This window comes from Pseudomonas sp. DG56-2 (assembly GCF_004803755.1).
Taxonomy (GTDB): Bacteria; Pseudomonadota; Gammaproteobacteria; order Pseudomonadales; family Pseudomonadaceae; genus Aquipseudomonas; species Aquipseudomonas auratipiscis.
Genome location: NZ_CP032311.1, coordinates 841,933 through 868,236 on the forward strand (window position 1 = coordinate 841,933; position 26,304 = coordinate 868,236).

Genomic DNA, 26,304 nt, shown 5'->3' on the forward strand with positions numbered 1-26,304 from the left:
AACCCCGCTAAGCTTGAATCCTCCAGAATCATCCTTATCTAATGGGGTATCTCTGGCAGGTTTATCTTCATCAGGTGTGTCCATCGCTCCGGCCTGCCCAAAAAGGAAGGTAACTTATGCGAATAGACCGTTTGACCAGCAAGCTACAACTGGCGTTATCTGATTCCCAATCCCTGGCTGTTGGTATGGACCATCCTGCCATCGAACCTGCGCACCTGCTGCAAGCGTTGATCGATCAGCAAGGAGGTTCGATCAAGCCGTTGCTGATGCAGGTGGGCTTTGACGTCAATGGCCTGCGCAAGGCATTGAGCAACGAACTCGACCAACTGCCAAAAATCCAGAACCCTACCGGCGACGTGAACATGTCGCAGGACCTGGCGCGCCTGCTCAACCAGGCTGACCGCCTGGCCCAGCAGAAGGGCGACCAGTTCATTTCCAGTGAACTGGTGCTGCTCGCCGCCATGGACGAGAACAGCAAGCTCGGCAAATTGCTGCTGAGCCAGGGCGTAACCAAAAAAGCCCTGGAAAATGCCATCAGCAACCTGCGTGGCGGTGAGGCAGTCAACGACCCGAACGCTGAAGAGTCGCGTCAGGCCCTGGACAAGTACACCGTCGACCTGACCAAGCGCGCCGAAGACGGCAAGCTCGATCCTGTGATCGGCCGTGATGACGAAATTCGCCGCACCATACAGGTGTTGCAGCGTCGTACCAAAAACAACCCGGTGCTGATCGGTGAGCCTGGTGTGGGTAAAACCGCGATCGCCGAGGGCCTGGCCCAGCGCATCATTAATGGCGAAGTGCCGGACGGCCTTAAAGGCAAGCGTCTGCTCTCGCTGGATATGGGTGCGTTGATTGCAGGTGCCAAGTTCCGCGGTGAGTTCGAAGAGCGCCTCAAAGGGTTGCTCAATGAACTGTCCAAACAGGAAGGGCAGATCATTCTGTTCATCGACGAGCTGCATACCATGGTCGGCGCCGGTAAAGGCGAAGGCTCCATGGACGCTGGCAACATGCTCAAACCCGCCCTGGCGCGGGGTGAGCTGCACTGCGTCGGTGCTACAACCTTGAACGAGTACCGCCAGTACATCGAAAAAGACGCAGCACTTGAGCGGCGCTTCCAGAAAGTACTGGTCGAGGAGCCGAGCGAGGAAGACACCATCGCCATTCTGCGTGGCCTCAAGGAGCGTTACGAGGTTCACCACAAGGTGGCGATCACCGACGGTGCAATCATTGCCGCAGCCAAGCTCAGCCATCGTTACATCACCGACCGGCAATTGCCGGACAAGGCTATCGACCTGGTAGACGAAGCGGCCAGCCGCATTCGTATGGAGATCGACTCCAAGCCTGAAGTGCTCGATCGCCTGGAGCGCCGTTTGATTCAACTGAAGGTTGAATCTCAGGCACTGAAGAAAGAAGAAGACGAGGCCGCGCTCAAACGTCTGGAAAAACTGACTGAAGAGATTGCCCGTCTGGAACGTGAGTACGCCGATCTGGAAGAAATCTGGACTTCGGAAAAAGCCGAAGTGCAAGGCTCTGCGCAGATCCAGCAAAAAATCGAACAGTCACGCCAAGAGCTGGAAACCGCTCGACGCAAAGGCGACCTCAGCCGCATGGCCGAGCTGCAGTACGGGGTTATCCCGGATCTGGAGCGCAGCCTGCAGATGGTCGACCAGCATGGCAAGGCCGAGAACCAGTTGCTGCGTAACAAGGTAACTGAAGAAGAAATTGCCGAAGTCGTCTCCAAGTGGACCGGTATCCCTGTGTCCAAGATGCTTGAAGGCGAGCGGGATAAATTGCTGAAAATGGAAAGCCTGTTGCACGAACGGGTGATCGGGCAGGAAGAAGCCGTGGTTGCGGTTTCCAACGCGGTACGGCGTTCGCGTGCCGGGTTGTCCGACCCGAACCGGCCAAGTGGCTCGTTCCTCTTCCTCGGCCCAACCGGGGTAGGTAAGACCGAGCTGTGCAAGGCGCTGGCCGAGTTTCTGTTCGACACTGAAGAGGCAATGGTGCGTATCGACATGTCCGAGTTCATGGAGAAACATTCCGTGGCTCGCCTGATCGGTGCTCCACCAGGCTACGTCGGCTACGAGGAAGGTGGTTACCTGACCGAAGCGGTACGGCGCAAGCCTTATGCCGTTGTGCTGCTCGACGAAGTCGAGAAGGCGCATCCGGATGTGTTCAACGTGTTGCTGCAGGTGCTTGAAGATGGACGCCTGACTGACAGCCACGGTCGCACGGTAGATTTCCGTAATACCGTGATCGTGATGACCTCCAACCTGGGCTCGTCGCAAATCCAGGAGCTGGTAGGGGATCGCGAAGCGCAACGGGCTGCAGTGATGGATGCGGTGGGTTCACACTTCCGCCCCGAGTTCATCAACCGGATCGACGAAGTGGTGGTGTTCGAGCCTCTGGGCCGAGATCAGATCGCTGGCATCACTCAGATCCAGCTGGGCCGTCTGCGCAGCCGTCTGGCTGAGCGCGACCTGAGCCTTGAGCTGAGCGACGAAGCGTTGGATAAACTGATCGCTGTCGGTTACGACCCGGTCTACGGCGCACGGCCTCTGAAACGCGCCATCCAGCGTTGGATCGAAAACCCGTTGGCGCAGTTGATCCTGGCTGGCAAGTTCCTGCCTGGCACCGGAATCACCGCCAAGGTAGAGGGCGAAGAAATCGTCTTTGCCTGATTTTTCGGTGGGTTAAGTTAAGGCCTCGATTTCGAGGCCTTTTTTTTCTTTGCATTTTTTCTCAACTGCTTGTAAAGTGCGCCCCGCTGTATGTCACCCCGCAGGTTTCCGGCAAAATTGGGAATCTGAAAAAAAGTTGCAAATCAGTAAGTTGAATGCAAATTAAGGGTTGACAAGGGTTTTGAAAGTTGTAGAATAGCGCGCCTCAGAGACATGAACGCAGCGATGCACAAGGTCGAAGAGTTCGAAGCGGTAGTGATACAGTTTTCGAAATTGCAGTACTTGAAGTTGTAGTTCCGCGATAGCTCAGTCGGTAGAGCAAATGACTGTTAATCATTGGGTCCCAGGTTCGAGTCCTGGTCGCGGAGCCAAATTTCAAACCGGGGTATAGCGCAGTCCGGTAGCGCGCCTGCTTTGGGAGCAGGATGTCAGGAGTTCGAATCCCCTTACCCCGACCATTTTTGGGTCGTTAGCTCAGTTGGTAGAGCAGTTGGCTTTTAACCAATTGGTCGTAGGTTCGAATCCTACACGACCCACCATTTTCGAATCCGGTTCGCTGGGTTTGGATCTTAAAAGGTTGGAACGCCATTAGCGTCCAGCCGTAAAAAAGGCGCCTTAATCGGTGCTTTTTTTTTACCGGGGTATAGCGCAGTCCGGTAGCGCGCCTGCTTTGGGAGCAGGATGTCAGGAGTTCGAATCCCCTTACCCCGACCATATTCAGAGAAAAGGGCACCTTGAAAAAGGTGCCCTTTTTTCGTTTCTGCAGCCCTGAATAATTGCCTGCTACTATTTCGCTTTTGCAGGGAGCTGCGCTATGACCCTCAAGGCATCCGTTTACATTGCCACCAGCCTCGATGGCTTCATTGCCCGCGAGAGCGGTGAACTGGACTGGCTAATGGTCGCCACCACCTCCAGCGACGACCATGGCTATGCCGCTTACATGGCGTCGGTCGATACCCTGGTGATGGGCCGTAACACCTATGAGAAAGTCCTCACCTTTGGCGAATGGCCGTATCCGCACAAGCGAGTCGTGGTGCTGAGCAGCACCCTGGGGGCGGCGCAAGGGATTGAAGTTCATCCAGGACCGATTGCCGACCTGATAGATCACCTGCGCGACACTGGCGCGAAAAGCCTGTACCTCGATGGTGGTCAGGTTGTGCAGAGCTTTTTGCGTGAGGGGCGGGTAGATGAACTGACCATCACCCGCATCCCCGTATTGCTTGGCAGCGGCATTCCGCTGTTTGGAGCACTGAGCAAAGATGTGGCGCTGCAGCACATGCGCAGCACCACCTTCGAGAACGGCTTTGTGCAGAGCACCTATCGAGTCATCAAATAGGGCTGCACGCAGCAGCCCCATCGCCAGCAAGACCGGCGCCCACAGGCAGGTATCAGTGCAGTTTCAGGCGTGGCTCGGTGCCACGGCCAATGCGGCTCCCCAACATCAGCATCAAGGTGCGGAAGGTGCCATACAGCGCCATCTGGTGCATGCGATACAGCGACACATAGAACATCCGCGCCAACCACCCTTCAAGCATTACGCTGCCGGTCAAATTGCCCATCAAGTTACCCACCGCCGAGAAGCGCGACAGCGATACCAGCGAGCCATAATCACGGTAGGCGTAGGTCGGCAAGGGCTTGCCCTCCAGGCGCGCCTTCAACGACTTGGCCAGCATCGATGCCTGCTGGTGAGCCGCCTGGGCCCGTGGCGGTACGTTGCGATCGCTACCCGGCTGCGGGCATGCCGCGCAGTCACCGAAGGCAAAGATATCGTCATCCAGGGTTGTTTGCAGGGTAGGGCGAACCACCAGCTGATTGATCCGGTTAGTCTCCAGGCCATCGATATCCTTGAGGAAGCCCGGCGCCCGAATCCCCGCCGCCCAAACTTTGAGGCTGGCCGGAATCACATCACCATTGCTGGTTTTAAGCTCGGCCTCGGTTACTTCACTGACCGACGCATTGGTCATGACGGTAACGCCGAGTTTTTCCAGCGTCTGGTGTACCGGCACACTGATACGTTCCGGCAACGCCGGCAGAACCCGCGGGCCTGCTTCGATCAAGGTGATGTGCATGTCCTTGGGCTGGATACGGTCCAGGCCATAGGCGGCCAGCTCGTGCGCGGCATGGTGCAACTCGGCGGCCAGCTCGACACCCGTGGCGCCAGCGCCAACAATTGCCACGCTGATGGTTTCATTCGCCTGATCCCCGGCATGAGCGCGCAGGTAATGGTTGAGCAACTGCTGATGAAAACGTTCGGCCTGTTTACGAGTATCCAGAAACAGGCAGTTCTGGGCGGCCCCGAGGGTGCCGAAGTCGTTGGTGTTACTGCCTACGGCGATCACCAGCGTGTCATAACCCAAGGTGCGCGCAGGCAGCAGCTCGCGGCCCTCTTCGTCGAGGGTTGCGGCGAGCTGGATTTGCTTGCTCTCGCGGTCCAGGCCACTCATGCGCCCGAGCTGGAACTGGAAATGATTCCACTTGGCCTGGGCCACGTAGTTCAGTTCGTCTTCCGAGGAGTTCAGCGAGCCGGCGGCTACTTCGTGCAGCAACGGCTTCCAGATGTGAGTCAGGTTGGCGTCGACCAGGGTAATGCTGGCGCTGCCCTTCTTGCCCAGGGTTTTACCCAGGCGGGTCGCCAGTTCCAGGCCGCCGGCGCCGCCGCCGACAATCACGATACGGTGAGTCATGGAGATATCTCATAAGGTTTACGGAATTCGGGTATTGAGTGATAGGCCGCGCAGGGCGGGCGTAGTGGGCGAGCGCAAGGCAGCTCATAGCACCAGGGTACTCAAAAGGCGGCTCAACAGACCCAGGCCAATCGTCACCAGCACCACCATACAAAGGAGCAGCCAGGGCCTGAAAGGCTTGCGCTCGACTTGATGCTGGGGTGCTTGCAGGTATTGATCGACACGACGTTGGTCTTCGGGATTCAGGCGGCTGGTCATGAGGGCCTCGTCAGGTAGACGCTGGTGACTGATTGGAAGCTACAGGTTCACTGTAGTTGTTTGCACAGGACCCAGGGCGCAGTCACGCAGCAGCTTTATGACGAATGATTGCGCTTTGTATCACCGCCGCGCAATTTATGCCATTGCGCGTTGGCAGGGGGCCATCTCAAAGGCTGATACCCACGTCGAAGACAATGCTGCGGCCAAGGTTGCCACGCAAGAAATCGGGCGCATCGGGATGAGCGAACAACACCCGGGCAAAGGTCGGTCCCACCAGCGAGAGTGAACGCCAGCCCTGGCGAAGGTATTCGGTCGGCGGCGGAAAGTGGCTGTTCAGATCGAGCACTTCGCGCTTGAGGCTGGCGAAAGCAATGATGTCCAGTTCGCTCAGATCCAGCCCACGCTCCTGATAGTTATGCGCCTTTTTGCGCAAAGTCGGCGCCAAACGCTGCAGTAGCTCCTGGGCACTGATGCGCCGTGGCCGCGCTTCGCGGCGCACCAACTGGCTCAAGGAAAAAGCACTGCGTCGCCGTTGCAGCTCCTCGCGCCACTCATCATTGAGCCTTCGACCTTCATCGAGCACGAAAAAAACTTCAAACGCTGCATCGCGAAACAGCACGTCGGGCGGCTCTTGCCCAGCAGGGCTGAAGTCTTCGCTACGGTAAGGAATATTCAACCCTTGCAGCAGGCGTTGGCATACCCAACGCTCACGTTCCCACTTACGGGCATTGGATAAGAACGCATTGGCTTGTTCGGCCTGAATGGTTAGCAGGCGCAGGTAATCTGAGTCATCCATGAGGACAAGCTTAGCGTTCTATTGTGTCTTCATGAATAAAGTCTGGCGTAATCGACTCCCTTGGCAACCATTCACTATAAGGCCGAAAGCGACGTCGAAACGTCGCTAGCTGGTTTCAGTGCTGGTCAGTGCACTGGCTCGACACGTTTTTTACCAAGCGCGGAGCCAGCGACGTGCTCCTCATCGGTGTCCACAATCGGCACCTCTTTACCTTCGCAGTCGTACAACTTGCCCTCGCGGAAAAAATCACCCTCGTTGAGACCGGCAATATCGCGATAGCGCAAGGTGCGCTCGCTGGCGGCGACGAACACCGACTGCTGGTCAGAGTTGCCGGCACGCACATGGTTGAACAACAGGTTGAGCAGAATGGCCATGATCGCGGCCGAGCTGATGCCCGAGTGGAAAATGGTCTCGAACCACACCGGGAAGTGCTGATAGAAGCTAGGCGCGGCGATGGGAATCATGCCGAAGCCAATCGAGGTGGCGACGATGATCAGGTTCATGTTGTTGCGATAGTCCACCTGCGCCAACGTACGGATACCACTGGCTGCAACCGTACCGAACAACACCAGACCGGCACCACCGAGTACAGCAGTGGGAACGGCGGCAACCAGTCGCCCCATCACGGGCAGTAAACCGAGGGTCACCAGAATCATCCCGGCTGACGCCACCACGTAACGGCTTTTCACACCGGTCACGGCCACCAGGCCAACGTTCTGGGCAAAGGCACTCTGGGTGAAAGAACCTACCAGCGGCGCCAGTGCGCTGGAAATCATGTCTGCCCGCAGGCCGTTACCCAGGCGTTTGGAGTCGACCTTGGTGTCGATGATTTCGCCCACGGCGAGAATGTCTGCCGAGGTCTCGACCATGGTCACGATAATCACGATCAGCATCGACAAGATGGCGGCGATTTGAAATTGCGGCGCGCCAAAGTGCAGAACCTCGGGCATTGCTACCCACGGGCCTTGAAGCGCCTGGGAAAAGTCGGCCATGCCCAGGGTCATCGCGGCCAGCGTGCCGATGACAATCGCAAGCAGGATCGACAGGCGCGAGATGCTGGCGCTGCCCAGCTTGCTCAACAACAGTACGGTGACCAGCGTGAATGCCGCCAGGGAAATGTTCGCCGTGCTGCCAAAGTCTGCGGCCTGGCTGTTGCCGCCCATGGCCCAGCGCGCCGTAACCGGCATCAGCGTCAGGCCGATGGTGGTGATAACAATGCCCGTCACCAGCGGCGGAAAGAATTTGATGATGCGCGAAAACAGCGGCGTAATCAGCAGGCCGATCAACGACGACACGATCACCGCTCCGAACACCACCGACAAACCGCCCGTGCCATCACCGCCAATAATCGTGACCATGGTCGCCACGCCGGCGAACGACACGCCCTGAACCAGCGGAAGGCGACAGCCGAAGAAAGGAATACCGAGGGTCTGCAGCAACGTAGCCAAGCCGCCCGCGAACAGCGAAGCGGCGATCAACAGGCCAACCTCGGCAGAGGAAAGGCCCGCCGCCTGACCGATGATCAAGGGTACCGCAATGATTCCTCCATACATCGTCAGTACATGCTGCAGGCCGTAGGCCAGGTTGGCGCCCACGCCGAGGTTCTCGTCTTCGGGACGAGTTGAAGCAGTAGAAGTCATGGTGAGTAGCTCGCTTTTGTTATTTTGATGCGTCTAACAGCACGGTTTCAGTCGCAGTCGATGGTTTGCGGGGTGAATCAATTACAGTGGCCGAGCCGTTGCACTCCATACGCAGCGCAACGGCTTGAGGGGGTTACTCGCCGCTGACCAACTGACGGGCCAGCTGATTGTGGCGCTCCAGCACCAGGGGCAGGTCGACGGTGGTGATGCGTCCGTCCTTGACCACCACGCGGCCGTTGATCACGCTGGTATCAACGTGCGTGGGGGTGCAGAACACCAGCGCCGCCAGCGGATCGTGAAGCGCGCCGGCATAGGCCAGGTGGCCCAGGTCGAAAGCGACGAAGTCGGCTACCATGCCTGGGCTCAGCGCACCGATATCATTACGGTTGAGGACCTTGGCGCCGCCCAGGGTGGCGATCTCCAGCGCTTCGCGTGCGGTCATGGCATCGGGCCCGAAGCCAACGCGTTGCAGCAGCAGGGCCTGGCGTACTTCACCGATCATGCTGGCGCCATCGTTGGAGGCTGAACCGTCGACGCCGAGGCCAACCGGTACGCCGTGGTCGCGCATCTTGCGAATCGGCGCGATACCCGAGGCCAGGCGCATGTTCGAGCATGGGCAGTGAGCTACACCGGTGCCGGTGCGGGCGAACAACTCGATACCGTGCTGGTCTAGCTGCACACAGTGGGCGTGCCATACGTCATGGCCGACCCAACCCAGGTCCTCGGCGTACTCGGCCGGGGTCATGCCGAATTTCTCGCGGCTGTAGGCGATGTCGTTGACGTTTTCCGCAAGGTGGGTGTGCATCGACACCCCGTAGTTACGCGCCAGCACCGCGGCTTCGCGCATCAAATCACGGCTTACCGAAAACGGCGAGCAGGGCGCCACCACTACGCGCAGCATCGAACCATGGCTGGCGTCGTGGTAGTCCTCGATCAGGCGCTGCGACTCCTTGAGAATATCGCTTTCCTTCTCTACTACCGAATCCGGCGGCAGGCCGCCCTGGCTACGGCCAACGCTCATGCTGCCGCGCGCGGCGTGGAAGCGCATGCCGATTTCCTCGGCGGCATGGATGCTGTCGTCGAGCTTGCAGCCGTTGGGGTAGATATACAGGTGGTCGCTGGAGGTGGTGCAACCCGACAGAATCAACTCGGCCATCGCTGTTTGCGTCGACACCGAAATCATCTCCGGCGTCAGTCGTGCCCAGATCGGGTAGAGGTTGTTCAGCCAATTGAACAGCTCGCCGTCCTGGGCCGCCGGCACCACGCGGGTGAGGCTCTGGTACATGTGGTGGTGGGTGTTGACCAGGCCTGGAATGACCACTTTGCCGGTCATGTCCAAAATCACATCGGCGTGCTGCGGCAGCTCGTCGCTTGGGCCGACCTGTTTGATTACGTTGTCTTCGATGAACATACCGCCGCGTTTGATTTCGCGGCGCTGGCCATCCATGGTCACCAGAAGTTCGGCGTTCTTGACCAGTAAAGTCTTGGGCATGGGGATTCCTCTCCTGTGGGGAGTCTGGTTTTCAGCTGGATTTTTAATCGGCACCCGATCTGCGACATGAGCAACGCTCGCGGCATCCGGTGCGGTGTCGAATCAGTGAATTGCCTGGCGCATCAGCAAATAATCGCCCGCCTGGGTATTGCCCTCGATGGGGGCATCAACCAAGGGGTCGAAAAGGCGTTGGGCGGCGTTCTTGGCGAACGAGATAATGGCGAACCCATTGCTGAGGCGATTACTGGAGCAAGTATCGCAGTCAGTGGCGTGCGGCATTTGGGAGTGACGCTCGATAAGCTCGAGCTGCTGTGGGTGTTGCATGGCATTAACCGTCGCAATACGCACCGGCGATTACCGATGTCGTAGGCGTCGAATAATGTAAGCAGAATTATTTGTTTTTGTATACATGAAATCACACGTTGCGCTTGAGGCTATCCTCGCACGGCTGCCCGCCAGTGCGATGACGAGCCCGTCCGCGCAAGCGGCACAGGCTGCTGCGTAGCGGTGTAGACTCCCAGCAAAGACGTTGCTGAAGGCTTCATTACCGTGATCGATGCACAAGTGCTGTCTGACCTCAGCCTGACCCTGGGTTGGGGCGGCTATGTTGTATTGCTGCTGTGGGCGGTGGCGCGTACGGGCTGGGTGGAGCTGTTCACCGACAGCCGGCGCCAGCACTTGCTGTTCGGCGCGGTGTTCGCGTTGTTCGCGCTGTGGCTGGTGCGCCGCGATTTCGACAACGGCGTGTCGTATCACTTCATTGGCTTGACCGCTGTCACCTTGCTGCTGGATTGGCCGTTGGCGATTGTGGCCGGGCTGCTGGCCCAGGTCGGGCTCATTTTGATGGGCCGTCAGGACCTTGCCGCCATGGGTGTCAACGGCCTGTTGTTTATCGGCCTGCCGGTGCTGGTGACCGAGGTGTGCGCCATTCTGGTCGAGCGCGCGCAGCCGAAAAACCTCTTCGTGTACATCTTCTGTTCGGGATTTTTCGCCGCAGCCCTGGCGGCACTGCTGTGCCTGCTGATCGGGCTGGGCTTGCTATGGATCGACGGGCGCTTTGTGATGCCGGAGTGGATCGAAGACTTTATCGGCTATCTGTGGCTGATCATTTTTCCCGAAGCCTTTATCAACGGCATGGTGGTCAGCGCCCTGGTGGTGTTTTGCCCGGAGTGGCTGGAAACCTTCAACCGCACCCGCTACCTGCAAGCACCCTGGAAGGACGACGACCCCGGGCGTTGAATCAGTGGTGGGCGCGGGGGTCGAGTTCGCCGGAAAACAGCTCATCTTCTGCCTCGGGGGCCACCGGGATTTTATGCTCTTCAGCCGCCCAGGCACCGAGATCGATCAGCTTGCAGCGATCGGAACAGAAGGGCCGGAATGTACTGGCGGCGTTCCATTCAACAGGGGCGCCACAGGTCGGGCATTCTACGGTCATCGGTTGGCTCATGCTTGGCCTCCTCGCAAAGTCAGGTAAAAGTTGTGCAGGCGGTCGACCTGCGAATGCAGCCAGGTCAGGTCGCGGTCGTTGACCAGCACATCGTGGGCGTGGCGCAGGCGCTCTTCGCGGCTGGCCTGGGCCTTGAGAATGGCCTGCACCTGCTCGGGGCTGGTTTGATCGCGCAACAGCGTGCGTTGAACTTGCAGCTCCTGCGGCGCATCGATCACCAACAAACGTTGGGTGCGCTGAAACTGCCCCGACTCCACCATCAGCGGCGAAACGAACACCGCATAAGGCGACTCAGCCTTGGCCAGGTAACTGAAAATCTCCTGACCGATCAACGGATGCAGCAGGGCTTCCAGCCAGCGCCGTTGCTCCGGATCGCTGAAGATCAGTTGGCGCAGCGCCGCGCGATCGAGTTGCCCATCTTCCAGCAACACACCCGGGCCGAAGCGCTCGACAATACTGGCCAATGCCGGACGCCCTGGCTCCACCACCCAGCGCGCAGCCTGATCGGCATCCACCAGGTGCACACCCAGTTCGACAAAGCGCTGGGCGGCAGCGCTCTTGCCGCTGCCGATGCCGCCTGTGAGGCCAAGAATCCACGGAGTGAAAGCAGCGGTGGTCATCACATTCCAAAGAGTTTCAGATAAGAAGTGGTTATTTGACCACCCCAGAGCAGTGCGATCCAGCCCGCGATGGCCAGATAAGGACCAAAGGGGATCGGCGTGCTGGCTTTCTCGCCTTTGAAACGCAGCATAATCAGCCCGATTACCGCGCCCAGCACCGACGACAGCAGCAGCGTAAGCGGCAAAATCTGCCAGCCGCCCCAGGCGCCGATCAGTGCCAGCAACTTGAAATCGCCATAGCCCATGCCTTCCTTGCCGGTGATGATCTTGAACAGCCAGAACACCGACCATAGGCTCAAGTAGCCCCCGACCGCACCCCACAAGGCATCTTCAAGCGGCACGAAAAGCTCGAACGCGTTAACGATCAGCCCAAGCCATAGCAGCGGCAGCACCAGAGCATCGGGCAACAGCCGGTGCTGCATGTCGATAAGGCTCATCGACAACAGCCCCCAACTGAACACCATCAATGCCAACGCGGCAATGCTCGCGCCCAGGTGCCAGGCGGCGAACACCGTCAACGCCGCACACAGCACCTCCACCAGCGGATAGCGAACACCGATGGCGCTTTGGCAACTGCTGCAGCGTCCGCGCAGCAGCAAATAACTCAGCAACGGAATATTTTCCCAAGCGCGAATGCGATGCCCGCAGTGCGGACAGTGAGAGGCGGGCAGAATCAGATCGTAGCGCTCGGCCGGTTCTTCGCTGGGCAAATCCAGCACCTCGCGTGCTTCCGCCTGCCATTGCTGTTGCAGCATGATCGGCAAGCGATGCACCAGCACATTGAGAAAGCTGCCGACAATCAGCCCCAGAACCAGGGCAAGGCACAGATAAAACAGCGGCTGGCTGGCCAGCGTATCCATCAAGTCCATGTTCAGATCACACTACCCAACTGAAAGATTGGCAGGTACATGGCGATCACCAGGCTGCCCACCAGCACCCCGAGAATCAACACGATCATAGGTTCGAGCAGGCTGGCCAGGTTGTCGAGCGAGCGTTCGACCGCGCTTTCATAATGGCTGGCGACTCTGGCGAGCATATCGTCCAGCGTGCCGCCTGTCTCGCCAATGGCGCACATCTGTTGCATCAAGCGCGGAAACAAATCACTGCCCGCCATCGCCCGACTCAACGACTGCCCACCGGCCAGATGCTTGCGCAGGCGCAGCACCGCTTGCTCATACAATGGATTGCCACAGGCAGCGGCCACCGGCCCTAACGCCTCCACCAACGGCACCCCGGCGGCAAACGACGTCGACAGCGTGCGAGCAAAACGCGCTAATGCCGCGTTGCTCAACAACGCCCCCAGCACCGGCAGCTTCAGCGCCAAGCGCAAACAGCCAAGACGAAACCCCGGTTGCCGCCGATACGCCTGACGCAACCCCCATAGCCCGGCGACCGCAGACAGCAACAACCAACCCAGGTAACGCCCCAACCAGTCAGACAAGGCGATTACACCCCGCGTAAACGCCGGCAGCTCTGCACCAAAACCACTGAACATCGCCTGAAACTGCGGCACAACCTCCAGCAACAACAAGCTGGAAACCCCCAACCCCGTCAGCAGCACAATCAGCGGATAGGTCATGGCCTTTTTCAACCGAGCAGCCATAGCCTGGCGTTGCTCCTGCAAGCGGGCAACGTGTTCGAGCACGCTCTCCAGGCTGCCGGACTGCTCCCCGGTGGCCACCAGATTGCAGTACAGCGCATCGAAGTAACGAGGATGTTTGCGCAAGGCATCCGCCAGATTGGCGCCGGCGCCAATATCCGTTTTAAGCGCTGCTATCAGAGTGATCAGCGCCGCGTTACTGCTGCTTTGGGCGATCACCTCAAGCGCCTGCAACAGCGCCACACCCGAACACATCAAACTGGCAAGCTGGCGACTGAACTGACACAACTCACCAGTACCCAATGTGCTACGCCTGCGCCAAAGCCTGGCATGCACCCGCTCGACCCTTACCGGCCGAATACCGCGTTTACGTAACCCTGCGCGCAGCAGGGCAGGGCTGCGCTCGCGGCATTCACCGCTTATGCGCGCCCCTTGTGCCGTGGTGCCTTGCCAGTGGTAGCTATAGGTTTTTTCGGTCATCGCGACATCCTTGCTGCGTGGCCTGCACAAACCCCGAAACAGCTTCGAGACCGGTGCAGCGAGCAGAGCTGCCCGCTGCTCACTAGAGTAGTCGAGCCGGCATCAACGAATAACCGGCGCAGGGTGACAAAAGGTGTCTATTCGGGCCTACTGGCGCGTCTGTTGGTGGCCGGCCCTGAACGCCACCGACCGGAACTGAAATTGCGAGGAACAACGTCCATGAAAGGGCAACGCGGCATTACCTTGATCGAACTGATGATCGTCGTAGCAATCATCGGCATCCTGGCGACCATCGCCTTACCCATGTACACCAACCACCAGGTACGCACCAAAGCCACCGCTGCCCTGGTGGAAATCTCCGCCTTGAAAACCCCCTTTGACGTGCGCATCAACCAAGGCAAAGACATCACCGACGTAACCGCCCTGGGCGGCCAGGCCACCACCAGCAACTGCGCCATCACCGCCACCGGCACCGCAGCCACCGGCGTGGGCAGCATCGTCTGCACCCTGGTCGACGCCCCGGCCACCGCCGCCGGCAAAACCCTCAGCCTGACCCGCTCGGCCGCGGGCTGGGCCTGCACCAGCACCCTGGAAGAAGACCTTGCCCCGGCTGGCTGCAAACCTGCAGAAAGCGCCGCACAGAAGTGATCAATACCTGTTATTAAACAGTGAATTGCGCAAGCGACTCGGCAGTGGTAGCGTTGGTTCCACGCCGGTGTAGCTCAGTTGGTAGAGCAGCGCACTCGTAACGCGAAGGTCGCAGGTTCGATTCCTGTCTCCGGCACCATGTACATTTCCGGGAAGGCCCAGCAGGTTCCGGAAACCCCATAGAAACCGCCACTTGGCGGTTTTCTTTTGTCCGGTATATTCCGAATTCTTCCGGTACATTCCATTCTTTTTTAGTACATTACGCAGCACATCCTAGATTCGAGTGCTCAGGTGATGTACTAAATGCCTATCACAGACACAGCGGCCAGGCAGGCCAAGCCCAAAGAAAAGCCATACACGCTCAAGGACGGGGACGGCCTGTTCCTGTACATCGCCGAAGGCGGTACCAAGTCTTGGCACTTCCGGTTCAGCTGGCACGGGAAGCAGGCGCGCATATCGCTGGGCACCTATCCAGAGATAGGCTTGCGGGATGCGCGGGAGCGCCGAGACGAGGCAAGGTCGCTGGTGGCCAAGGGGATTGACCCGCGCACCGAGCGCCGGCAAGCGAAGGCAGAAGCGGCAGTACATCAGGAAAATACCTTTGAGGCGGTGGCCAACCGCTGGCATGAGTTCAAGTTGCCGCGCTGGTCCGCAGCCCGCAAGGGCGCTGCAGTGCAGGCGCGCTTCTACCTGGACAAGGACCTGATCCCCGAGCTGGGCAAGACGCCTATTGCCCAGGTGAAGCGCGGCGATGTACTAGCGGCCATGCGCAGGGTCGAACGCCGCGGCGCCCTGAACTCTGCCCGCAAGTGCCGGTCCTGGCTCAACGAGATATTCCGGTACGGGATGGCCGAGGGTTTACTCGACATGAACCCAGCGGCTGACCTGGACATCGTGGCCCAGCCTGAACCACCAGTTCAGCACAACCCATACCTGCGGCGGGATGAACTGAAAGAGTTCTTGATCGTGCTGCGCGACTTCAAGTGCGCCGAGTACGTTCGGAGCGCCATCCGGCTGCTGTTACTGACCGGCGTCCGGACAATAGAGCTCCGGAGCGCAACAGTTGATCAGTTCGACTTCGAGGATGGGCTGTGGTCAATCCCTGCCGGGATCGTCAAGCAGTTGCAAAAGAGGGTTCGAACGAAAAGCGGGGAGATTCCACCGTACCTGGTCCCGCTGTCGCGGCAGGCCGTGGAAGAAGCAAAGCGTGTGCACCAGCTGACTGGCCGATATCGGCTGCTTATCGCGGGTCGCAATGACCCGCGCAAGCCGATAAGTGATGGCACTGTCAATTCAGCCGTTTCACGGATGGGGTACAAGGGGAGGCTTACCGGCCACGGAATCCGTGGAACGATCTCTACCGCCTTGAATGAGATGGGATACAACGAGAAGTGGATCGATGCTCAGCTCTCGCACATTGGCGATTCGTACAACCATGCTGAGTTCGTGGAGCAGCGCAGGGTGATGATGCAGGAATGGGCCGACTACCTGGACAGCCTGATGGTGGACTAGCCAGGGCGGGAAGCGCTGATGCGCTCCTTGACCCAGGCTTGCACCTCGGACTTGATCCAGGCCACAGCCTTGGGCCCCAGCTTCACCTGCCCTGGAAACTCCTTGGCCAGCATCCGCTCATAGATGGTGCTGGTGCCAAGGCCGGTGATGCGTCGAACCTCAGCGATCTTGATGAACTCAACGTCATCCGGGATTTTTGCAGCGTTCATAGGTGACCTCTCAGAAGATGTAACGGATGTGGTTGGTGTTGGTGCGTGGCAGCCTGGCCAGCACCGGCCCTTCGCTGAACTGCTCGCCAGCAGGTGGTGGGTGTTGTTCATCGGCCTGCGTGATTCGTTGGTTTGTGGCGTAGATGGTGAGGACTACGCCGATGAGGAAGGCAAAGGCTGCCGCTGTGAGACAGGCCCAGAAGACGGCAATTGGTTTCATGGGTAAGGCCTCAGTAAGGAACGCATTTGCTGCAGGCTCCGGTCCATCCCGGTGTTCCGCAACTTGAGCAAGGTTCGGTTTCCGGCGTACCGCGCTCTTCCGGACGGATTTCAAGGTCTGGCAGCAGCATGGCCAGCGCCTTCTGGTAGTTCGGGTTATCGGCCAGCATTTTGGTCACGCTGTCGCAATCGCTGCCAAGTGCAGTGATCCTGTCGTACCCGGCCTGCACAACCGTCCGGTAGTCGTAGACCATGGATTGCAGAAGCTCACGTGCGCGGTCGAGCTCTTCATCCCGCGCCGTAAGGTCGGCCTGCAGATGGACGCAGATGGCGCGCATCCGGTCGAAACGCTGCTTGATCACGTCGGCCAGGTGCTTGCCAAGTTCTTCAGCCTTCGCCCCTTTCCGGGCCCATTGGCTCTTGTCGACCCACTCGTTGAAGGCCGCCTGCAGCTGGTCGCGCTCTGCGCGCATCCTGCCCATGACTTCAAGCCGATCGGCATCGACGTCAAGCCATTGCCGCAGATTGCTTCGGAGCTGTTCAACCTCTCCAGGATCGGCGTGGGTGTAGAGCGGGCCAAGTTTTGCGATTTCATCGAGGCAGGCGTTCCAGCCGTCTGCCTTGGCATCCGTATGAGATAGACCCTGATGCACATGGCTCTTGCGCTCAGGCAGCGCCACCGGCTCGCCCTGGTGCTGGGCGGCTGGCTGGGAGATAAGGGTGCGCAGCAGGTCGGCGACAACTGGGTCTACCGGCATAGGCTTGCCATCTGCGTGCTGGATCGCGTCAGCCATGGTCTTCAGCCATTCACGTTGATTATCGCTGACGATCTGTTCGGTGTTGCTCATGCTCGTCTCTCCGCTTGATGTTTGGCCTGTCGTTTCTTCGAGCAGGCACGGTGGTTACCGCATGAGCGATGCCGGCCGCAGTACTCGCAGGTCGGGTTCAGCTCAAGGAAGGGCATTGGCGCGCCAGGGCGGCGCACCTCGGTGGTTCGGTAAAGGGCGGTCATGCGGCCTCCGCCTGCTGCTCGGCAACTTTCCACGGATCGTTGGCCCTGGCCAGCGCTGCCATCGGCGGCGGACTGACGCTGTTGCCGCACATATGCACCTGCTCGGTCTTGGTGAACGGCTTGCCGTCGGCGCCCTTGTCGATGATGTAGTCGGCCGGGAAGCCCTGGGCCCGGTACAGCTCGTGCGGCTGCAGCATGCGCAGGCAGATATCAACGATCACATACGGCGTGCCTTTGACGTGGACGGTCACCAGAGCGAGACGGTCCTTGGTGGTGATCGTGGGTGAAGGCTGGTCGGCACCGCTGACGTTCTCGGCCCCGTAGTAGCTGATCAGGAATGCCGCGACGCGCAGAGCGCCTGCCTGATGCTCGGGAGATAGCTTCAGCTCAACCAACGAACTCTTTCCTCCACCACCAGCAGTCACCGTTGGCGCTGGTTCATCGAGCTGCTGTCCAACGCTGGCGCCAAATGAGCGTTCCATGAAGGCGGTTATCAACCCGTGATGGGTGCCGCCAGCGCTGATGGTGTGGAGTGGGAGGCCCAGGTCCCGCGCATCGCAGTTTCCGCGCAGGTGAACCAGGTTCGCGCTGACCAGTTGTTGCTGGCTGCCGGTATTGGTGACCGTGGTCATGGGTTCGTCCATGCCCTTTGCATGAGTAGTATTGAACCCACCATTGGCTTGGGCCATAAATGCGGTGGCTACGGCGCGATGGCTTTGGGTCATTAGGGTGCCGATAGGCTGATCAGATGGTACTGGCTTGCCGGCATACATCGGACCGCCAGCCCCGACCATAATCGGGCTTGCCATGGCGAATGATCCGCCTCGAGGCCATGAGGTGACAGTTCGAAGCGGCTCATACGCGGACTGCACACTTTCCCCGGACCAGTTCGCGATCGGCACGATGAAAGGTTGCGGGTTATCGAGGACGAACTTCTTCATTCCCTTGGCTACCCGGCGAAGGGTGGCCGCGGCCAGGTCCTTTTTCCTGCCGAAGATGCTTTTGCTCGGCACGGTCCAGTCGATGCACTCCGCGGCAGTCCGCCACTTCTGCTGACCCTTGGTAGGCTTCTGCGCGTGGGTTGGCTCGGGCCAGACGATTGGCTGGCCATCGCAACGGGCGATCATGAACAGCCGTTCCCGGCTGGTCGGTGCACCGAAGTCGCAGGCCTTGATGATGCGCCATTCGACTTGGTAACCCATCCCTTCGAGCAGTTGCACAAAGCGGCGCCAGGTGATGCCGCGGCGCTTTGGGTTTGGTATCAGGAATTGCTGGTTCACGGGGACGTACTCGCCGGGCGCAGCTACGGTTCCGTCCAGCTTCATCACGCGGCCGGTAACTTTGTCGCGCTTAGCAACCAGTGGGCCCCATTGCAGGATCTGCTTCACGTTTTCCAGGCTGATCACCCGGGGCTTCTTCTTGCCTCCCCACTTCAAGCCGATCCAAGACAGGTTGCGGATCTCGCGCTTGCGTGGCTGACCGCCTGCGGCCTGACTGTGATGAGTGCAATCCGGGCTCATGTGAAACCAGCCTACAGGGCGGCTGCCGCATTCTTCGTCAGGATCACCCTCGAACACATCGGTGGTGTAGTGCCGGGCGTGCGGGTGATTGGCGGTGTGCATGCTGATCGCCGCCGGGTTGTGGTTCTTGGCCACCGTCACCGGGCGACCCAGGCCCATCTCAAGGCCGGTACCGGCGCCGCCACCACCGCAGAAGAAGTCGACCACGATCTCGTCATCTTGCGGGTCGAGGCCCAGGCCGTACTGGGTTTTGAAATCGAAAGTGGGTTTTTTCTGAAATGCAGACATGGGCGTTCCTCGCCGAGGGCGGCGTGATTCATTGGCGTTGAGGGTTATCGCTTCTGGTAGGTCTTAGTCAGTTCGCCGTTGACTACGTGTCCGCGCTGAAGCACCAGATTGGCGAGCGCAGCACGATCCTTCTGGCTGTGACTGGCCTGGGTGAATAGGCCGAAGTAGCTGTTGGCGGTCTCGCGCAGCTGCTCGGTGGATACTTGCGTAGTGCGCTTCATCGCCTGGGCTACTGACCGCTTCCGGGTTGTGCGCCGCCATGGCTTGATCACATGCCCGACAAAGTCGATACCACGGTCGATGGGTTGCAGGATCGTCTTCGACGGGTTGAGCCTGGCGCCCAGCTTCGGTAGGAAGGCTTCGATCTCGGCCTTCCAGGCGTTCAACTGTTGGGCTGATTCATGCAGCAGCACAAAGTCGTCGACGTACCGGACGTAGTGCTTGACGCCGAGCCGGTGCTTGCAGAACTGGTCCAGGGCGTCGAGGTAGACGTTGGCGAAGAACTGCGACGACAGGTTGCCTATAGGTAGGCCGAGATGCGCAGGCTGTGCGGTCAGACGCTTGTGCTGCGGAACCCGGTTGAACAGGTGCGCCGGGCTCCGAACTTGGTAGTCGGTGCGCGGATCGTGCATTAGCACCTGCAGAGCCAGGGCCCGCCACCAGGGATCGACGATCCTGGCCGACAGTTGGCCGGCCAGCACACGCTTGTCGATGGCTACGAAGAAGTTGGCCAGGTCGCACTTCAGATAGAAGGCTGGCCTCGACCAATTCTGCGTCTGGCTGCGGATCTTCGACTCAAGGCGCTTCGCGGCGTACAGCGTGCCACGCTCTCGGATACAGGCGCAGCTGTCCGCTATAAAGCTGCGCTCGATCCGTGGGCCAATGTGGTTGTACAGCAGGTGGTGCACGATGCGGTCGCGGAAGTCGGCGGCCCACACCTCGCGGGCCTTTGGCCGGGTGACCACAAAACATATTGAGCGGCCTGGCCGGTATTGGCCGGTTATCAGGTCGCTGTGTAGCGCCGTCAGGTTCCGCTCCAGATCCATCTCGAAAGCCAGGGCACTGGCGCTGTTGCGCTTGGAACGCCGGCAGTCGTAATAGGCCTGGACCAGATCGCTGAACGGGTAGGGCGTTGAAGCTGCGGACGGGGCGGACGCGGAGCTCGTTGTTCTTGTCGTTGTTGTTCTGATTGCCATCATCGAAGTTCATGTTGAATGCGTTGTTGGCGGAGCGCTGCGACCTGTCGTGCTATCTACGTCGGCCTATCGAATATTCAACGGGCAAACTGCGCTGGACCTACACGGACGCTTTAGACCGGTGGTATCCAGGGTGCGCATGGCGGTGACCAAAGGTCAGCGGCACGACCAGGTTCAATTCGCACAGACCAGAAAGCCGTAACTCTCAGGTAGCGGGCGCGGCTGGGGTGGAACGCTTCCAGGCGTTGGCCTGTTTGCCGATAGACGTGGTTAGTGCAATGGCTGATGCGTGTTGCGGGATACTGATGAAGCGTTTTTCCTTGAGAACGCGCACCAGGTACTCGATCACCTGAACCCGTTCTACGAGCGCCACCAAAGCAGGTCGCTTATCGGCTGCCATGTTGGCCCGACCAATCAGAACCATTACCTCCAGGCATTCGTCACGCAACTTAGCGCCGAGTAATGTCTTGAAGTCGCGCGGGATGTTTCGTGTCAGGTCGAGCGCCAAGTTCAGCAGGTCAAAGGCGACCTTGTGGATTGGCAGGCTGGTGTGCATTCCCATTGCGGAAAACCTCCAAACAGCAACCGGCCGCAAGCGGCCGGATTAAATGAACGAATTAATCAATAAGCGACCTGCGGACGGGGCGGACGCGGAGCTCGCCGTACTTGCCGCTGCTGTCCTGACCGCCATCATCGAAGAGCATGTAGAATGCGCTGTAGGCGGAGCGCTGCGAAGACGACCAGTACCAGTCGATCTGGAAGGCTTCTGGCTCACCTTCAGCAAAGCCCGGCACCAGGGTCTTAGTCGGCGACTCCTTGGTGTACAGCAGGCCCACCGGCAGGCTACTGGGGTTGTCACCATCGCGGTTCCAGCAGTAGTTTTCACGGCTGGTCGGCTTGAGGTGGCGATATTGCAATTCCTGCACGTCGCGGGCTGGGATCGCCCAGTCAGTGAATCCGCCGATATTCAGGGCCAGGACCTTCTGTGCCAGCTCGCTGCCGGACGCGGCCATGGCCTCCGTGTTGGCGCGGCTATCGGTGAAGCTGTCGGCGCCGTCGATCTTCACGCCGCATTCGCCCCATTCGCCGGTCAGTTCATGCGCGGCACCAGCGGTGATGTTGGCGAAGCGCTGACCGTTCTCGACGGTGATGCCAGAGAAGAAGCCGCCACCGAAGGGCTGGCCGATTTCGGGAAGCTGTACTGCCAATTTCTCTACTGCGCTCATGTGATGTTCCTTTCTGAAGGCAACAAAAAAGGCGCTGATGCGCCTCTGTTCGAATGAATGAAGGATTAAATGAACAACCTGCGGACGGGGCGGACGCGGAGCTCGAGGTCCTTGACGCGGCTGTCCTGAAGGCCACCATCGAAGTACAAGCCGAATGCGTAGTAGGCGGAGCGCTGCGAAGACGACCAGTAGTAGCAGTCCTGGGCGAACACCTCAGGGCAGTTCACCCAGCCCCGGTACAGCTCCGCAGCGGCAGGTAGGTAGAAGTCGTTATGGTTGTCGGCGGTGTAGTTGCTCGCAGCCTTGGCGGCAGGATGGCTGCCTTCCTCCAGCAGGACCGCGCTATTGGCCAAACCATCGGTTTTGCTCGTAGCCCCAGAGGCTTCGCCGCGGCGCCCCCATTCATGGCTACCAGCGTCTTCGATGGCAATGATCAGGTAATGCTCCGGCACGTCGCCGCGGGCTGCGACCAGTCCGCCGTTGATGCCGCCCTGACCGGGCCAAGGCTTGCCGATAGCAGGGATATCGGTCTGCGCGATCGGCTGAACGCTGGCCGCTGGCGGTAGCACCTGAGCAAACACGCTGGCAATTGCGACCTTCGCCAGATGGGACGACGGCATCTTGATCGTGGCGTCGCCGTACTTAAGGGTGATCATTTCAGGTTTGGACATGGAGGTTTCCTCAGGACATGAAAAAGGCGCCTTTCGGCGCCTGCGGTGTAGGGACGGTTAAGCCACAACTTCTTCCAGCGTGGCGCTGACCTTGTAGCTGTGGTCGAGCGCCGTCTCACCTTCGGTTTCTACGGTGATGACCTGGTCATCGAGCAGGCGCAGCAGGAGGGTGGTTGCTTGTTCGCTACTGACGGCCAGACGGCTCTGCACCCAGTGAGCCTTGAAGGGCTTGCCGCTGGCCTTGAGCACGATCAGTTGCTTGGCATCGTCGTAGTCGAAGTCTCCGAACTCCTTGCTTATCGCTACATCGCCAGTGGCTGGAGCGGTTTGGGGTGTCGGATCCAGGTCAACTGCCTGAGCCTCTGGCTCATCTTCCTGCATGGGCGTGTTGCGGCGGTCCCGATACATGGCTTCGGCGATGGCGCCGGCGCTCAGCGGCAGCTCCCGTTGATCACGCTCAGCGCGGATGCCATCGATACCCTCGTTGTAGTCATTCGGGGCCAGCACCAGCAGGCAAAGCTTGCCGGCAACATCGATGAGGCCATGCCGGTTTGGGTCTTGGGCATCAATCGCGGCGGTCACCGTGATGGCCTTCGCCTTGAACTTCGCATCTACAACGGTCACCGGGATGGTGTCCACGCTGCGCGAACTGATGATGCCAACCGCCGTCCAGACGACCTTTTCAGCCTGCTCGGTGAGGCGGTCGATCACCTCTTGCTGCTCGTCCTCGCCCAGGCGCCCAAACGGCACCTTGATGTTGCGCAGCTCAAAGAGCGCGGCTTCGACCATGTCGCGCACCATCAACTGATGAGCCAGCACCATGGGTTCAACGCCGTGCAACTTGGCGCGTTCGATTGCTTCTCGGTGTTCTACTTTCATGAGGGTTCCTCAGTACTTGGCGATCTGTTCCAGCTTCTTCTGCTGGTGAACGCTCAAAAGGGTGCGCGGGCCGTGGCGCTTGAAGTGGGCCCGCAGGTTTTCGACGAACTCGTTTTCCCAAGCGCCGTCGGCATGAAGCTCGGCGGCGGCAAGCAGGGATTGGAATTCTTCGACGCGGTCGTAAAGCTCTTCAACGGTTTGGCTGGCCATGGGCTGCGCTCCTGATCAGGCAGCGGCTCGCTCTGCCTGAACTGCCTGGATGTGCTGGATAAGGGCGGCACAGATGAGTGGGAAGTCGCTGGCGCGGTACAGCTTGGCGCCGGCCTTCACCTCGGCTGGCAGGAAGCCAAGCGTGTGAAGGAAGTCAGCAGTAAGCGCGAAGCCCAAGCGGGCAACGATATCGCCCAGCTTGATGCGCTGGCCGTCGTCGGTTGATTGCTGGACTGCTGGCGCTGCGCTGGTGATCGGCGTGGCAGTTGGGGCAGGGTCGACGGCCTGTTGCGTCACCGGTTTTTCCTGCACTGGCTCTTGAGCAGACTGCTGCGCGACTTGCTCTGCTGCCTGTTGCTTCCGCAGTTCTTCCTGTTGGCGTTGCTGTTCCGCTTTCTCATCTTGCTGACGCTTGAGCTCGGCCTGTTCCTTTTCATGCTCGTCGATTCGAACCTTGATCAGCGGGACCAGGTCGTCATTGGCCTTGAGCACCAGCTCTTGGAAGTCGTGGAACAGGAATTTATGGTCCTTCGCCAGATCGTTCATGGTCGCCTGGTTGACGCGGATGCCGTCGGCTATCCGGCTGGCCTCGATCTTCGCCCGGGCCAGTTCGGCGTCGGCTGCTTCCTGAAGGCTGGAAACCGACTTCTTGCCCTTGATTGCGCCAGCGAAGTCAGCAGCAACGCGCGGCATGCGGATGCGACCACCCAGGGTGCCGTCGATTTGGTCGATGTGCGCCTTCAAGGCCTTGGCCGCATCCATGACGATATCGGTACGGATGCTTTCCTTGCGTGCCTTAACCAGATTTTCCAGCTCAAGACGCTTGCGCCGGGTTTCCGCTGTGATGTCATCGATCGCCTTGAACAGCACGTCGATGCTCTCGGTTTGGCTCAAGGCGTGCTCCTTGGCTGCCTTGAGCTTGTCTTCCACTTCGCCGCACCATTTAACGGTGGCATCAGCGTCCGCAAAGTCCTTGTCAGTGGACAGCTCGGTGTTGATGCTGCCGATCACAGCCAAAGCATGGGACTTGAAGGCGTCCAGGTTACTGGCGGTGACCATGCCTGTTACGTCGATGCGCAGCGCCGGCAGTTGATCAGGGGCAGCGCCGATAACCTCGACCTTGGCTTCCTTTACTTCGAAGTTGCCGAGGTCTTCCTCGAACTGGGCCCAGCCAGCTACAAGTTGTTCACGCCGACCTGCCACAGGCTGGTATTCCAGGTGAGCGAACTTCTCCTGCGTGCCATCGGAGCACACGAAGATGACCCGTTCGGCGCCGCTGACAAGCAGCTGCTGTTCAAGCTGCCAGTAATAATGGGCCTCCAGATCGCCAGCGCGGATCTGTGCAACCACCTTCTCGTTCCACAGTTTGTGCTCGAACAGGGTGTCGCCCATCATCGTGGCCCCGTCCATCGAGGCCAGCAGGTTGCCGCTGGTACCGACGATTGGGTAGAGCTCTTCACCGATCATGTCCTCGACCAGGGGCCGGGCCAACTCTTCGGTAGCGTGGCCACGGTCGAAGATGGCCTGCTGCTGTGGCGTGACGTCCGGAACGATTCCGGTCTTCTTCATGGCCAGCAGGTCGTTGCGGGTTTGGTACTTCGAAGCGCCCATCATCGCGGGCGCCTCCGAAGCGGTGAAGTAGCTGGAGCGAAGGGCGTGCCATTCCACAGAACCCTGGATAACGTTGTGAACTTTCATCAGTCTTTCCTCGCAAATTCACCGTAGTGATGACGTGCGGCGGTCATGTAGGCATCCGATGCTTCTAGCTCGGTAGGGAAAGCGCCCAAGCTAAGAAGCACTCCCTTCACCTTGATCCGCGCATTGAATTTTCCGCTTGGAAGCAGGCGCACACCCTTGGCAAATTGCTTGCCTGTGCGCCTTGCCTTGTTGGCTTGGTTCTGTGCTGGGGTGGCAAGCCGCAGGTTGTCGATGCGGTTATCCATTGGCTGCCCGTTGCGGTGGTCGATCTCTTTCTCTGGCCACTCACCATGCATAAGCAGCCATGCAAGGTGGTGGCCCTTGTACTTCCGACCATCAATCTTCACCAGCACATAACCCGTGGTGGTCGATCCCGCTGGCAGATTGAGAAGCTTTGGATGGGTTGGCGGAGGCGATTTCCAGGTCAAAACGCCGGTGGCAGGCTCATAATCCAGAAGTGCTGCCACCTGATCTCTATCCGGCCTGCTCGGCATCGGTGGCTTCTCCTTCGATGGGGGCCAAGGCGCGGATGCGCTCTTCTTGCTCAGGGGTGACGGTGTACTTGCTGGTGAGGTTGACCAGCAGGTGTTCGGGGCTGGTGCGGCCCTGCGCGATCATCCCGCGCCACTTGTCCGCGTTTTCGTCGAGCTTGCTGTCGGGGTAGGCCGGCAACTGCTTCGGCTCATCGGCCTTGCGGACGTGTGCCTGGTTGAGCTCGCGCTCGGTTGGGATGTCCTGGACTTCCTCGGCAACGGGCATGCCGCGCAGCACATCGGGGAAGACGTCGCGCAAAGCGAATGCTCGAGCACGCATCTGCCGCATCCGCTTGGGGTACTGGCTCCAGGGGCCTGACTTACCAGCCAGGCCGGCCAACTTGGCGTCGGTCATGCTGAATGTGCGGACCTGTTCTTCCTCACCGCGGCGCTTGGCGCGGCAGGTGGCGGTCTCGCCGTCGTCGGTTTCGGTGATGTACTCGCACAGTGGCGAACTGCGGGCCAAGGCGATCACCGCGTCACCCCAAAGGGAAGGGCGACCGTTGATGACCGCGATGCTTTGCATGGCTTGCATCGGCTGCAGGCCCAGTTCCATGCCCCACTGCACAGCCACCAGGATGTTGGCCGGCTTGCGCTGGAAGTCCTTAGGGACGATGTCGGAGTTGGCCAGGTAGTCGGCGAACTTCAAAGCTTCGTCGAGGTTCTGCGGGGCCAGGCTGAATGTCTGTTTGACTGCAAGATCGCTCATGAGCGGGGTTCCTGTCGGGTAATAGCGTCAGCCAGCCCGATCAGCACAAGCCAACCGGTCCAGCCAAGGAGGGAAT

The 26,304-nt window shown here is 59.6% G+C and carries 28 protein-coding genes and 5 tRNA genes; 11 read left to right on the top strand and 22 right to left on the bottom strand.

Translation table 11 applies throughout. From position 1 onward, the window contains the following. The first annotated feature begins 116 nt into the window (after positions 1-116). The 6 genes from clpB (at position 117) to D3Z90_RS03945 (ending at position 4,017) form a co-directional block, all read left to right on the top strand. Entirely contained in the window at positions 117-2,681 is a 2,565-nt protein-coding gene (gene clpB / locus D3Z90_RS03920; RefSeq protein WP_136474494.1) for an ATP-dependent chaperone ClpB, read from the top strand. A gap of 295 nt (positions 2,682-2,976) precedes the next feature. Then, positions 2,977-3,052, top strand: a tRNA-Asn gene (locus D3Z90_RS03925). 10 nt (positions 3,053-3,062) lie between these two features. Further along, positions 3,063-3,139: transfer RNA gene (locus D3Z90_RS03930), tRNA-Pro, on the top strand. 5 nt (positions 3,140-3,144) lie between these two features. After that, positions 3,145-3,220, top strand: a tRNA-Lys gene (locus D3Z90_RS03935). A 98-nt stretch (positions 3,221-3,318) separates the two neighbouring features. Beyond that, positions 3,319-3,395, top strand: a tRNA-Pro gene (locus tag D3Z90_RS03940). A 100-nt stretch (positions 3,396-3,495) separates the two neighbouring features. Next, a complete protein-coding gene (locus D3Z90_RS03945) occupies positions 3,496-4,017 on the top strand; it encodes a dihydrofolate reductase family protein (RefSeq protein WP_136474495.1) in 522 nt (173 codons plus the stop codon). Positions 4,018-4,069: 52 nt separating this feature from the next. On the opposite strand, the gene D3Z90_RS03950 is transcribed toward D3Z90_RS03945, so the two are convergent. The 5 genes from D3Z90_RS03950 to D3Z90_RS03970 all read right to left on the bottom strand — a co-directional run bounded on the left by D3Z90_RS03950 (position 4,070) and on the right by D3Z90_RS03970 (position 9,551). Next, positions 4,070-5,365, bottom strand: coding sequence for an NAD(P)/FAD-dependent oxidoreductase (locus tag D3Z90_RS03950; RefSeq protein WP_136474496.1), 1,296 nt, complete (start codon positions 5,363-5,365; stop codon positions 4,070-4,072). A gap of 84 nt (positions 5,366-5,449) precedes the next feature. After that, a complete protein-coding gene (locus tag D3Z90_RS03955) occupies positions 5,450-5,623 on the bottom strand; it encodes a DUF3094 family protein (protein ID WP_136474497.1) in 174 nt (57 codons plus the stop codon). Positions 5,624-5,789: 166 nt separating this feature from the next. Beyond that, complete coding sequence (locus D3Z90_RS03960; RefSeq protein ID WP_136474498.1) at positions 5,790-6,419, bottom strand: DUF1780 domain-containing protein; 630 nt, start codon at positions 6,417-6,419, stop codon at positions 5,790-5,792. 125 nt (positions 6,420-6,544) lie between these two features. After that, entirely contained in the window at positions 6,545-8,059 is a 1,515-nt protein-coding gene (locus D3Z90_RS03965; RefSeq protein WP_136474499.1) for a nucleobase:cation symporter-2 family protein, read from the bottom strand. 133 nt (positions 8,060-8,192) lie between these two features. Next, positions 8,193-9,551: an 8-oxoguanine deaminase gene (locus tag D3Z90_RS03970; protein WP_136474500.1), complete on the bottom strand. Its 1,359-nt coding sequence runs from the start codon at positions 9,549-9,551 to the stop codon at positions 8,193-8,195. Between the two features lie 66 nt (positions 9,552-9,617). Between D3Z90_RS03970 and D3Z90_RS03975 the strand changes: the two genes are divergently transcribed. Beyond that, positions 9,618-9,920 (top strand): hypothetical protein, encoded by a 303-nt coding sequence (locus tag D3Z90_RS03975; protein WP_136474501.1) that lies wholly within the window; start codon positions 9,618-9,620, stop codon positions 9,918-9,920. Between the two features lie 180 nt (positions 9,921-10,100). Continuing rightward, the gene (locus D3Z90_RS03980) at positions 10,101-10,790 is read left to right on the top strand and encodes an energy-coupling factor ABC transporter permease (RefSeq protein WP_136474502.1); all 690 of its coding nucleotides are present in this window, start codon (positions 10,101-10,103) and stop codon (positions 10,788-10,790) included. 1 nt (position 10,791) lies between these two features. On the opposite strand, the gene yacG is transcribed toward D3Z90_RS03980, so the two are convergent. From yacG to D3Z90_RS04000, 4 genes are read right to left on the bottom strand one after another with little or no spacing between them, the layout of a single operon-like run. Continuing rightward, the gene (yacG, locus tag D3Z90_RS03985; RefSeq protein ID WP_136474503.1) at positions 10,792-10,998 is read right to left on the bottom strand and encodes a DNA gyrase inhibitor YacG; all 207 of its coding nucleotides are present in this window, start codon (positions 10,996-10,998) and stop codon (positions 10,792-10,794) included. Beyond that, the gene (gene coaE, locus D3Z90_RS03990) at positions 10,995-11,618 is read right to left on the bottom strand and encodes a dephospho-CoA kinase (RefSeq protein ID WP_136474504.1); all 624 of its coding nucleotides are present in this window, start codon (positions 11,616-11,618) and stop codon (positions 10,995-10,997) included. Before coaE ends, yacG begins: the two co-directional genes overlap by 4 nt. Further along, entirely contained in the window at positions 11,618-12,487 is an 870-nt protein-coding gene (locus D3Z90_RS03995; RefSeq protein WP_136474505.1) for an A24 family peptidase, read from the bottom strand. The genes coaE and D3Z90_RS03995 overlap by 1 nt, the downstream gene beginning before the upstream one ends. Positions 12,488-12,489: 2 nt before the next feature. Beyond that, positions 12,490-13,698: a type II secretion system F family protein gene (locus tag D3Z90_RS04000; protein WP_136474506.1), complete on the bottom strand. Its 1,209-nt coding sequence runs from the start codon at positions 13,696-13,698 to the stop codon at positions 12,490-12,492. Between the two features lie 219 nt (positions 13,699-13,917). Here D3Z90_RS04000 and D3Z90_RS04005 point away from each other — a divergent pair, with 219 nt between their 5' ends. From D3Z90_RS04005 to D3Z90_RS04015, 3 genes are all read left to right on the top strand, one after another. Beyond that, entirely contained in the window at positions 13,918-14,346 is a 429-nt protein-coding gene (locus D3Z90_RS04005; RefSeq protein ID WP_136474507.1) for a pilin, read from the top strand. A gap of 63 nt (positions 14,347-14,409) precedes the next feature. Continuing rightward, positions 14,410-14,485: transfer RNA gene (locus tag D3Z90_RS04010), tRNA-Thr, on the top strand. A 164-nt stretch (positions 14,486-14,649) separates the two neighbouring features. After that, positions 14,650-15,858, top strand: a complete 1,209-nt coding sequence (locus D3Z90_RS04015; RefSeq protein WP_136474508.1) for an integrase arm-type DNA-binding domain-containing protein — start codon at positions 14,650-14,652, stop codon at positions 15,856-15,858. On the opposite strand, the gene D3Z90_RS04020 is transcribed toward D3Z90_RS04015, so the two are convergent. The 13 genes from D3Z90_RS04020 to D3Z90_RS04080 form a co-directional block, all read right to left on the bottom strand. Further along, positions 15,855-16,067 (bottom strand): AlpA family transcriptional regulator, encoded by a 213-nt coding sequence (locus D3Z90_RS04020; protein ID WP_136474509.1) that lies wholly within the window; start codon positions 16,065-16,067, stop codon positions 15,855-15,857. The two genes, D3Z90_RS04015 and D3Z90_RS04020, sit on opposite strands and share 4 nt — an antisense overlap. A 10-nt stretch (positions 16,068-16,077) precedes the next feature. Then, complete coding sequence (locus D3Z90_RS04025) at positions 16,078-16,287, bottom strand: hypothetical protein (RefSeq protein ID WP_136474510.1); 210 nt, start codon at positions 16,285-16,287, stop codon at positions 16,078-16,080. A gap of 10 nt (positions 16,288-16,297) precedes the next feature. Further along, positions 16,298-17,134: an erythromycin esterase family protein gene (locus D3Z90_RS04030; protein ID WP_136474511.1), complete on the bottom strand. Its 837-nt coding sequence runs from the start codon at positions 17,132-17,134 to the stop codon at positions 16,298-16,300. A gap of 160 nt (positions 17,135-17,294) precedes the next feature. Next, entirely contained in the window at positions 17,295-19,106 is a 1,812-nt protein-coding gene (locus tag D3Z90_RS04035) for a DNA cytosine methyltransferase (protein WP_136474512.1), read from the bottom strand. 44 nt (positions 19,107-19,150) lie between these two features. Next, complete coding sequence (locus D3Z90_RS04040; protein ID WP_136474513.1) at positions 19,151-20,305, bottom strand: RNA-directed DNA polymerase; 1,155 nt, start codon at positions 20,303-20,305, stop codon at positions 19,151-19,153. 202 nt (positions 20,306-20,507) lie between these two features. Then, positions 20,508-20,864, bottom strand: coding sequence for a four helix bundle protein (locus D3Z90_RS04045; protein WP_136474514.1), 357 nt, complete (start codon positions 20,862-20,864; stop codon positions 20,508-20,510). A 55-nt stretch (positions 20,865-20,919) separates the two neighbouring features. Beyond that, positions 20,920-21,528, bottom strand: a complete 609-nt coding sequence (locus D3Z90_RS04050) for a DUF1566 domain-containing protein (protein ID WP_136474515.1) — start codon at positions 21,526-21,528, stop codon at positions 20,920-20,922. Positions 21,529-21,593: 65 nt separating this feature from the next. Further along, on the bottom strand, positions 21,594-22,199 hold the full coding sequence (locus tag D3Z90_RS04055) for a DUF1566 domain-containing protein (RefSeq protein WP_136474516.1): 606 nt from the start codon (positions 22,197-22,199) through the stop codon (positions 21,594-21,596). A gap of 57 nt (positions 22,200-22,256) precedes the next feature. Beyond that, complete coding sequence (locus D3Z90_RS26725) at positions 22,257-23,078, bottom strand: DNA translocase FtsK (protein ID WP_168198430.1); 822 nt, start codon at positions 23,076-23,078, stop codon at positions 22,257-22,259. A 9-nt stretch (positions 23,079-23,087) separates the two neighbouring features. After that, complete coding sequence (locus D3Z90_RS04065) at positions 23,088-23,288, bottom strand: hypothetical protein (RefSeq protein WP_136474517.1); 201 nt, start codon at positions 23,286-23,288, stop codon at positions 23,088-23,090. 15 nt (positions 23,289-23,303) lie between these two features. Continuing rightward, positions 23,304-24,986, bottom strand: coding sequence for a YqaJ viral recombinase family protein (locus D3Z90_RS04070; RefSeq protein ID WP_136474518.1), 1,683 nt, complete (start codon positions 24,984-24,986; stop codon positions 23,304-23,306). Next, a complete protein-coding gene (locus D3Z90_RS04075; RefSeq protein ID WP_168198431.1) occupies positions 24,986-25,453 on the bottom strand; it encodes an HNH endonuclease in 468 nt (155 codons plus the stop codon). Before D3Z90_RS04075 ends, D3Z90_RS04070 begins: the two co-directional genes overlap by 1 nt. A gap of 7 nt (positions 25,454-25,460) precedes the next feature. Beyond that, positions 25,461-26,228 (bottom strand): hypothetical protein, encoded by a 768-nt coding sequence (locus D3Z90_RS04080; RefSeq protein WP_136474520.1) that lies wholly within the window; start codon positions 26,226-26,228, stop codon positions 25,461-25,463. Positions 26,229-26,304: the final 76 nt, after the last annotated feature.